Below are 8,296 nucleotides of genomic sequence, written 5' to 3'. Positions count from 1 at the left end.
ATCGCGCATTCCGGCGCGCCGGAAATCACCTGGCAACCGCACTGACATTTGCAGCCATCGACCACGATGGCTTTACCATCGGAAGACCATTCCGGCGCTCCCTCAATAATGGCATTAGTGCCATGTCCCGGAATCGGGCAGCTGACTTTATCCCCCACCAGCGCTACGGGCTTTCCATTTACAATCATGGTGGAGGATGCGGAAATAACAGCACCGCCGTGCGTGGTTTTATCGCCGAGTAATACAAAACCTTTGGACATTGAATTTCCTTTTATATATCAGCGATACAGTAATTATTAATTAGAATACTCAATCGCATCTATTTCAACCTAAAGAGTGAGGCAATAACATTTAATAACAGATAAAAACCGGCGACTCCTGTCAAAGGAAGAATAATAAACATAAAATAATATCTGGAATATCTGCACGCCTCTCTTTACTTAATACATACTTCTTCCCCCAGGTGATATCCCCTACATTAATAATTTTTCACTTCGAACGCCAATTGCCAGACGACCTTATACTCGCGAAAATCGCCTTAATTACTATTGCATGCTCTATACAATAAAAAAATACACTAACAACAAAATAATCAGAATTATAAGCAAATAAAACAGACATTTTCTGATTAGGTGGCAACAGTGGGTATACCTCGCTAATATGACGACTATTGCTCCCTATCATTTTGCGTTCGCCATAACCTATGGGAAATCCAAAGCGTTCGCGCATCCATCGCTGCGTCATTACTGGTTCAAGACTAAAAGGCAGCGGATTAGGAAATAACCAAGCCGTTTTATTTTCATCTTCTAACCGCAAAGTCACTTCCTCAAGATTTTTTCTGGTTATTTATAAAAGATGAAAATATTCTTTCTCGCCTCATATCCAGCCTGAAAATATCATCACTAACAGTAATCGTTGGTTTTGTTTTGTAGGGAATTAAACCTTGTTCATAAATATCCTGATAAGGTTTACCTAATTGCTTCACAAGTGTTCGATATCAATATTCATTTGCCACCAAGTCGCTTTTTCTCCAGCGCAATATGAATCTCCTTTGCTCGCTCCAGTGGATAAAAAGTCACGGTTTCTGAAAATAAATCCTTGTTATAGGTAAATCCGACAGAACTATTTTGATGAGGTATAGGTAAGGTATATATCTCTTCCCCCCTATAAGCAGTCATAACAATTTTTGCTTCAACGTAAACCATCGGAAATCCTAGATAAGCCCGCACCCACTGGTGAATCATAACTCGTTCCAGACCAAACGGCATAGGATTAGGAAACAGCCAGTCAGTTTTGGCTTCATCTTCAAACCTTAACATTTCTTCTTTCAGATTTTTAATGAGCACCACCTTTTCCGTTGACAATCATCGTTGATGACGATGAAATAATTTCACTACTGTACATGATTTTACCATCCATTAGAAAAAAACCTTATATGTTGAACGCCACCGATTTTTTAAAATAAGATATAGCATCACACATTATTTATTAACGACACAACGAAATACATACTGCGGACCAACACCATATTTTTCATAGTCATCGTCTTTACTAATCTTTGGCACCGGCAGATCTGATTGTCTGAACATGGTTAAAGCGTACTGTCTGTCGCCGCCAACATTCCCGCGCAGGACTTTTTTAGTACCCTGCGCAGGGCCCTGAGGATCGTTTACCGGAGAATGAGAGTAATAATCTGCTGCATACCAGTCATTGGTCCATTCAGAGCCACTGAGTCCCATATCATACAGACCTAAGGGGTTTGGCGGGAACTTCCCTAATGGATAAAAAGGAAGCCCAATACCATCAGTATAACTATCCAGTTCGTCCTGGTTCGGGAAATTTTCCCCGGGTAAAAGCTCACCATTGTTGGTAGCAAACGGAAGATACTGCCCTCTGGATCTTGCTGCATACTCCCATTGCGCCTCTGTCGGCAAATCAATTTTTTTACCGAACTCCTTACCTAACCACTGACAATAGTCTTTTGCCTGTTGCCAGGTCACATTTGCTGAATAATCATCGGATAATAAAGATGGATGATTTTTCATAAATGGACCTACCGGCAGTGCTCTTTTATTAGTAAGTTTTGAATACTCTCTATAATTCTTATTGCTAACCTTATATTTTGATAGTAAAAAATCACTTAACACAACCTTATGTAATACCTTATCATCCTGGTTTATGCTGAAAGGCAGTTTTTCACCGACTAATGGGCCAAAATCCCCCATTAAGAACTCGCCGCCCTTAACGGGAACCATGTTAGAAAGCGACTTAGCAACAAGCGCTTCAGACAAGGTTTCACGCTTGCCAGTACTCTTCTGGTCGCACCCGAGCAGTAAACTGGCGGCAACAGTAGCAACTACGATTAATTTTCTCATCTTATCACCTAAGCCTTTGCATCAGGCAGTCATTGTCCCCGTCGGGTGCTGGTCGTCGATCATGGCAAGATATTCTGACATCAGGCTATCCGGGACAGGTTTAAATAGTCTCTCCGGTTTATTGGAACATTCATTCAACACTGTTGCTCCGGTTAAAATGATATATGTCACCACCAAACGACATTATTTATTGATGACGCAACGGAAAACATACTGCGGACCAACACCATATTTTTCATAGTCACCATCAACTTCTTCTGGGAGTGGTGAAGCAGATTGTCTAAACATAGTCAATGCGTACTGTCTGTCGCCACCAACATTCCCACGCAACACTTTCTCGGTCCCTTGCTCTGGTCCCTGAGGATTCTTTACCGCAGAGTTGGAGTAATAATCTGCTGCATACCAGTCATTGGTCCATTCTGAACCACTCAATCCCATATCATACAGCCCTAAGGGATTTGATGGGTATTTACCTACTGGATAAATGGGAAGCCCCATCCCGTCAGTGTATTTATTCAGTTCATCCTGGCTTGGGACATTTTTTCCTGGTGAAAACTCACCATTGTTAGTAGCAAACGGAAGATACTGACCTCTGGATCTTGCTGCAAACTCCCATTGTGCCTCTGTCGGCAAATCAATTTTTTTACCGGATTTTATACCTAACCACTGACAATAATCTTTTGCCTGTTGCCAGATAACACCTGCAGGATAATCCCCCTTTAGCAGAGAAGGATGACGTTTTGCCAGTATATCCACAGGTGGATTTTTTTATCTGTTACTTTCAAATAAACATTAAAATCATCGTTAGTGACTTTATATTTTGATATCGAAAAATCACTTAAAATAACCTTATGTAAAGTTTTATCATCCTGTTGTATGCTGAAAGGTAATTTTTCACCAACTAATGGACCAAAGTCACCCATTAAAAACTCACCACCCTGAACGGGGACCATATTAGAAACCGATTTATCCACAAGTGCTTTAGCTGCTTTTTCACTCCCGGTGGTATTTCCCTGATCGCACCCTGTCAGTAAACCGGCAGCAACGGAAGCAACTACGATTAATTTTCTCATCTTATCACCTCAGCCATTGCATCAGGCAGTCATTGTACCCGTCGGGTGCTGGTCGTCGATCATGGCAAGATATTCTGACATCAGGATGTCAGGTATGGGTTTAAATGGCTCATCCGGGTCAACAAAAACCGGGAGGTTATTATGCAGTAAGGTGAGCTTTTCGCCATAATTGGTATAGAAAAACAATTTTTGTTCCCCGATACCTAAAAAGTTAATCACATCTTTTTCATTTAGTTCTTTATTACCTTTCTTCTCCCCTGGCGACAACGTCAAATGCTGCATGACATTGTTATAATCTGCCTGACTTTGTATCCACTTCAGCGCCATAAACACCGCTTGTTTTCGCCTCTTTAGAGGACCGAGCTTCCAGCTGTTAACGGAAAAAAAATCATTATTCTGATTGCGAGGGTCAAGCCAGTCCACCCAGTTCTGATCAATTAATGTGGCAATCACTGCCCCTTTTGTTTCCGGAGGGGTATATTTAAGCTGGTCGGGGTTTGACAAAATACTATTCATCAGATGAACGCGCTTATTTTCATCTTCAAGATCGGTTTCAATTCGTCGTAATATTATTCCCATATTCTTTAGCATGGCCTCACCCGCCTGTATCCCTTGTGCCGCCATAATAATAGGAATTGCACATAAAGAACGGAAGGCATCTCCTGCCATCATCTGCTCAAGCTTCTGATAATCCACATTCCTTAGCATAAACATAAAACTCTTCATAAAAGCCGCAAAACTGCTGCCATCAACTTCAAAACCGACTTCCCCTTTGGCTCCCACTCCCCAACATAAAGCCGCTTTACAGTAAATACGAAAACGTCCCTGAATATAGGTGATATAAAAAACCCCACTTCCCCCAGCGCCTGCCTGCACCGTCATCCCCGCTTCCAGTTTGGCTATCGCGGCAAACTTCTTCTCTTTATTGACAAGGGGTTTGTTATCTTTCTCAACACCTATAGCTACTGGCGTATCATCAGGATGCGGGTCAAACCACTCAATGGCACCACTGATATTACCTCCCGCCTGAGCACCAACAAAAACACCAATTTCACCTCCCCCCTGTGCTTCAGGTATCGTTGAGGTCTTTAAATTCACCTGCTGCTGTCCTGGTAACGGTGGGGCAGTCAGGGTTGCAGGATGGCCTTTAATGCCATAGCCCTTTCCCATTTCTCCACTCCAGTCTACTGTCACCCCTAATTCAATTGCAGCACTGGCACCTACGCTACCTGACAATACCAGTTTCATGGCAAAACGCAGCGCTCCCATATTACAGACACCATCCGGTGTCTGTGGAGTCACTTTTTTCGCCGGAAATAAAAGGCTGACACCTAACCTGTCCGGCAGGTACAGGGCCGTTTCGGCCTTCGCCTCCCCCAGTGCAAAACTGGCATGACCTTCAATTTTTCCCTCAAGTTTTTTTTCTGACGGATTATATTCCGCTGATGCACCCGCTCCATGGCTGTAGCGCATCAGTTGAGCCTGCGCGCTGATATCAACATACTGGTGATAAACAGATTCATCGACTTTACCATCCCCCTTTGGCGAGGTCAGAGATTTGTTCATTTCCTCTGCCCAGTGACTGACAATAGCATTCGTATCGTCAACAAGATCGAATTTCAGTGAAACAGGTACGTTACTTAGTTGTTTTTTTAGTTCTGCTGTATCTATTTTTCCCTGACGTATGGTTTTATTAACCTGATTACCATTCGCATCCTGAGAAACAATAGTTTTATTTTTATATTTTATGAAACTGGCTTCACCACTTTCTTTATCAACTTCGCTGAGCTTATATGTTCGCCACTGGTGTTTTATTTTATCGGAACGCACATAAGTTTTCTTGAATCCTTTCACTGTGTTATTTTTAAGCGGAATAAGTTCCATTATACCAATGGCAGTATCTTTCATTTTATCATTAAGCAATTCCCCCTCCGGAGGATTCGCTGTTAGTGACATAAGCTCTTTCCGCAAAGCCTGATTTGCTTTGTTTAAGGCTTCATAGGCTTTAGTGATTTCACTTTCAAATTTTCTTGCTGGCACTCTGCCTGCCTGAGTGATTGCTTCAAAATTAATATCATCAAGATTTTTTTGCGCCTGTTTCTGAGTTTCAAGCAAGCCAGACAGAAAATCATGCTCCTGTTCGATAATTTTAGTATCTGAAGCCTCCAGAAAAAGCAATGTTGCGCTACCTGGGTGAAAATAACATTCTGCGCCATATTTTCCTTTTACAACCGTTCCCGTCCCTTGTACCGATGTTTTACTTTTCTCTTCTCCGGTAGCCATATGCTATTCCTTCATTCTTTAAAGTAATTCTATATGCAGGGCATCAGGCAGGGCAGTATAAACTGCAACAGTTTTACCTTCCGCATCGGTCCTGCCTTCAAATACTTTACCTTCACCGGTTGTTATCCTGTACCGGGTAAAAGGTAAAATCTCCCCGGACTCTTCATCTTTTGCAGTAAAAAACTCACTGAAACCGACGGGAAGCTCAGGTTTGTTTGCATCATAATCAGCTGCGCCCATTTTCTGCACATTGGCCGATTTCAGCAGAATATTCCCAGGGCAGCCCAGCTCGATATTGCCACCACTTAGCCTGATATACGCTCCCGCACAATTCACCACCAGTTCCTCCGCCGCCGTGATTTCCACTCGCCCTTCCACGCTGGTCACGGTGATATCCTTTTTCGCCGTCGCCTCCAGCGCATCATCCTGCGCCTGGATTTCAATCTTTCCCTTCGCCGCAAACAGCTTCATCCCCGCCTTTCGCGCCAGCAGGCTGACGGCTTCTCCCGCCGCCACCGTAAAACGTTTCAGCGCACTAATGTCCGTATTCTGCTGTGACACAATCCCCACGCTGGCGCTACCCGAAGACAACCGTACCGCCTGCGGACTGCTGATGCTCACGCCCTGCGGCGCATTCAGCACTATCCCCGGCTGCGCCAGCTCTTTCAGCGCATCGTTCAGCGTCTGCTGGTTGCCGGTATCCGATGGCAGGGCCTGAGCCGATTCCGCTGCCGACGCCAGGCTTTTCGCAATACCCAGGGCATTTTCAAGCTGCGCAATCGCCTCCTCCATTGCCAGCATCCTGTCGCCTGCCGAAGGCTGTTTATCCGCACTGATAAACACTCCCGCACCGCCCCGGATGCTCACCCATTTATCCGTACGCAGTTCCGCACCCTCGCCCCGCAACTCCCTTTGCGCATTCACGTTATGCCCCAGGTTCAGCTGCGTCTTGCCGCCGTAATCGGTGCTGAGCTTGATATGCTCCTCGCCGCGCTTATCCTCCATTCGCAGCTTATTATTGGCCGGAGTACGAATCACATTGCGGGTGCTGTTTTTCTCCGTCACAGGATCGACATGCCGCGAGTCGTGCAGCGCATGCGCAATATACGGCCGGTCAGGGTCGCCTTCGTGGAAAGCAATCGCCACCTCCGTGCCCTGGATCAGCGGGAAGTGAAAGCCGTACACGTCGCCGCCGTAGGGTTTGGCGAGACGCACCGGCATGCTTTCCTGACCCTGCCCTTTCTCATCTCTGTCAGGGTCAAATTTCACCCGGTACAGGCCGGACGCATCCTGCCAGGCGTAGATATCATTCGCTTTCGCGCTGGTCACCCGCGCCGTCATGGTGCCAGTCACCTTCGGGCGCGGCAGCAGCGGCGGACGCCAGCACAATGTTTCGCTGTAGGGCACCGCCAGCAGGGACACCCGCAGCGCCTCCCGGCGGCTGGTGGTAAAACCGGTGCCGGTGATTAACAGCGGATCCTGTACGGGCGCAGGCAGGGTCGACGGCAGGCTGTCGGTAACGGTCAGCACCTGGGCCGGCGCCAGCCAGGCTGCAGTACTGCTCGCGGTAATAAGCGTCTGGTGAGCCAGAAAACGCTCATGGTCGAGGCGGGCATAAAAGTTGGCGGTCTCCGTCTGCGGGTCGATTTTATCGCCACGCTCCCGGTGGCGAAGCTTATAGTGGTATACCTCACCGTAAGTGAGGCCTTCACCATTTCCCCGGGTCATATCCGCTGTTGCCGACTGGAGAACGCTCTGCGCATCGCGGGGGTTATAATCCCGGGTAGTGACGTTCGCCTCTACGACATTGTGGGTGATGCTCAGACCCCATATCGATTCCGTACCGCTGTCGCTCATCCCGGACGGGCTGTTTACAGGAAGTGTTTTATCGAACATCAGCGCCCGCTGCGCGTCGGCGAAATGGACCACTTCGCTCTGGGCCTCTTCCTGCAGGGTGAAGAAATAAAATATCCCCACCTCTGCCAGCAGGCGCTGGATAAACGCCAGGTCGCTCTCCTGATACTGATTAATTTGCTCGCGCCGTGGATAGTGTTGCTTGAGATTAAACTCATACTCCCAGTCATGCAGGTGATGTTCCTGCAATACCTGCTCCACCACCTCCGGTACCGATTTGTTGACGAAAAAACGATGGCTGCGAAACTGTTTATCTAGCAGGGAGAGAAACGGCTGGAGGGTTATCTGATAGGTCGACTGATCTTCAGAACGATTGACGCGCCGGAAGGTGGTAATCACACCATGGACGCGTTTGCAGTCCGCCAGCTGCTGCAGTGCGCCGCCGCCCATCGTCAGCATGGCGGGTTTGCTCAGGAGCTGTGCGGCATCAATATTTTTCTCTGCGCTGGTAAACGTAATAGTGTAATAATAAAGTTCACTCAGTTTTTCTGCCCCACTGAATTCTTCCACATCCAGCGATGCGGTACATGAAGGAATACCCAGCTGGTAACGGTTAAGGGTGGTGCCGGTAATTATTGAAGAGGTATCCATTATATTCCTGTTTTACTCCGCTGTAATGACTATCAAAAATCAATTCACAGGACGCCCTGT

7 protein-coding genes and 4 pseudogenes are annotated in these 8,296 nt (G+C 46.5%); all 11 read right to left on the bottom strand.

Features of this window, described 5'->3' with window-relative positions; translation table 11 throughout:
- Window positions 1-260 (bottom strand): PAAR domain-containing protein (locus tag KHQ23_RS19915; RefSeq protein ID WP_211777056.1); only part of this gene is annotated, 260 nt, incomplete at its 3' end.
- Window positions 261-567: 307 nt separating this feature from the next.
- A pseudogene (locus KHQ23_RS26495) lies at window positions 568-816 on the bottom strand (DUF6392 family protein); the annotation flags it as partial.
- A gap of 10 nt (window positions 817-826) precedes the next feature.
- Window positions 827-1,008: pseudogene (locus KHQ23_RS26555) on the bottom strand (DUF6392 family protein).
- Window positions 1,005-1,319, bottom strand: coding sequence for a DUF6392 family protein (locus KHQ23_RS26385; protein ID WP_109208470.1), 315 nt, complete (start codon window positions 1,317-1,319; stop codon window positions 1,005-1,007). The pseudogene KHQ23_RS26555 and the gene KHQ23_RS26385 overlap by 4 nt, the downstream one beginning before the upstream one ends.
- A gap of 162 nt (window positions 1,320-1,481) precedes the next feature.
- Window positions 1,482-2,375, bottom strand: coding sequence for an SUMF1/EgtB/PvdO family nonheme iron enzyme (locus tag KHQ23_RS19900; RefSeq protein ID WP_029884249.1), 894 nt, complete (start codon window positions 2,373-2,375; stop codon window positions 1,482-1,484).
- 21 nt (window positions 2,376-2,396) lie between these two features.
- Complete coding sequence (locus tag KHQ23_RS19895; RefSeq protein ID WP_004217423.1) at window positions 2,397-2,513, bottom strand: hypothetical protein; 117 nt, start codon at window positions 2,511-2,513, stop codon at window positions 2,397-2,399.
- Between the two features lie 45 nt (window positions 2,514-2,558).
- Complete coding sequence (locus KHQ23_RS19890) at window positions 2,559-3,131, bottom strand: SUMF1/EgtB/PvdO family nonheme iron enzyme (RefSeq protein ID WP_162896413.1); 573 nt, start codon at window positions 3,129-3,131, stop codon at window positions 2,559-2,561.
- Window positions 3,095-3,328: an SUMF1/EgtB/PvdO family nonheme iron enzyme gene (locus KHQ23_RS26485; RefSeq protein ID WP_176357318.1), complete on the bottom strand. Its 234-nt coding sequence runs from the start codon at window positions 3,326-3,328 to the stop codon at window positions 3,095-3,097. The genes KHQ23_RS19890 and KHQ23_RS26485 overlap by 37 nt, the downstream gene beginning before the upstream one ends.
- Before the next feature lie 141 nt (window positions 3,329-3,469).
- Window positions 3,470-3,550 (bottom strand): annotated as a pseudogene (locus tag KHQ23_RS26380) (hypothetical protein); the annotation flags it as partial.
- A gap of 248 nt (window positions 3,551-3,798) precedes the next feature.
- Window positions 3,799-4,828, bottom strand: a pseudogene (locus KHQ23_RS19880) (hypothetical protein).
- Window positions 4,829-5,749: 921 nt separating this feature from the next.
- Window positions 5,750-8,236, bottom strand: coding sequence for a type VI secretion system Vgr family protein (locus tag KHQ23_RS19875; RefSeq protein WP_032434761.1), 2,487 nt, complete (start codon window positions 8,234-8,236; stop codon window positions 5,750-5,752).
- Between the last annotated feature and the right edge of the window lie 60 nt (window positions 8,237-8,296).

The sequence above is a fragment of the Klebsiella sp. 64 genome, from assembly GCF_018223915.1.
GTDB classification, from domain to species: Bacteria; Pseudomonadota; Gammaproteobacteria; order Enterobacterales; family Enterobacteriaceae; genus Klebsiella; species Klebsiella pneumoniae.
This window is presented reverse-complemented; position numbering and strand designations above follow the sequence as displayed.

Excerpts from the sequence above, each read along its gene's own strand:
- KHQ23_RS26385 (WP_109208470.1), bottom strand. The coding sequence starts at position 1,319 with ATGTTAAGGTTTGAAGATGAAGCCAAAACTGACTGGCTGTTTCCTAAT.
- KHQ23_RS19900 (WP_029884249.1), bottom strand. The coding sequence starts at position 2,375 with ATGAGAAAATTAATCGTAGTTGCTACTGTTGCCGCCAGTTTACTGCTC.
- KHQ23_RS26485 (WP_176357318.1), bottom strand. The coding sequence starts at position 3,328 with ATGGTCCCCGTTCAGGGTGGTGAGTTTTTAATGGGTGACTTTGGTCCA.
- KHQ23_RS19875 (WP_032434761.1), bottom strand. The coding sequence starts at position 8,236 with ATGGATACCTCTTCAATAATTACCGGCACCACCCTTAACCGTTACCAG.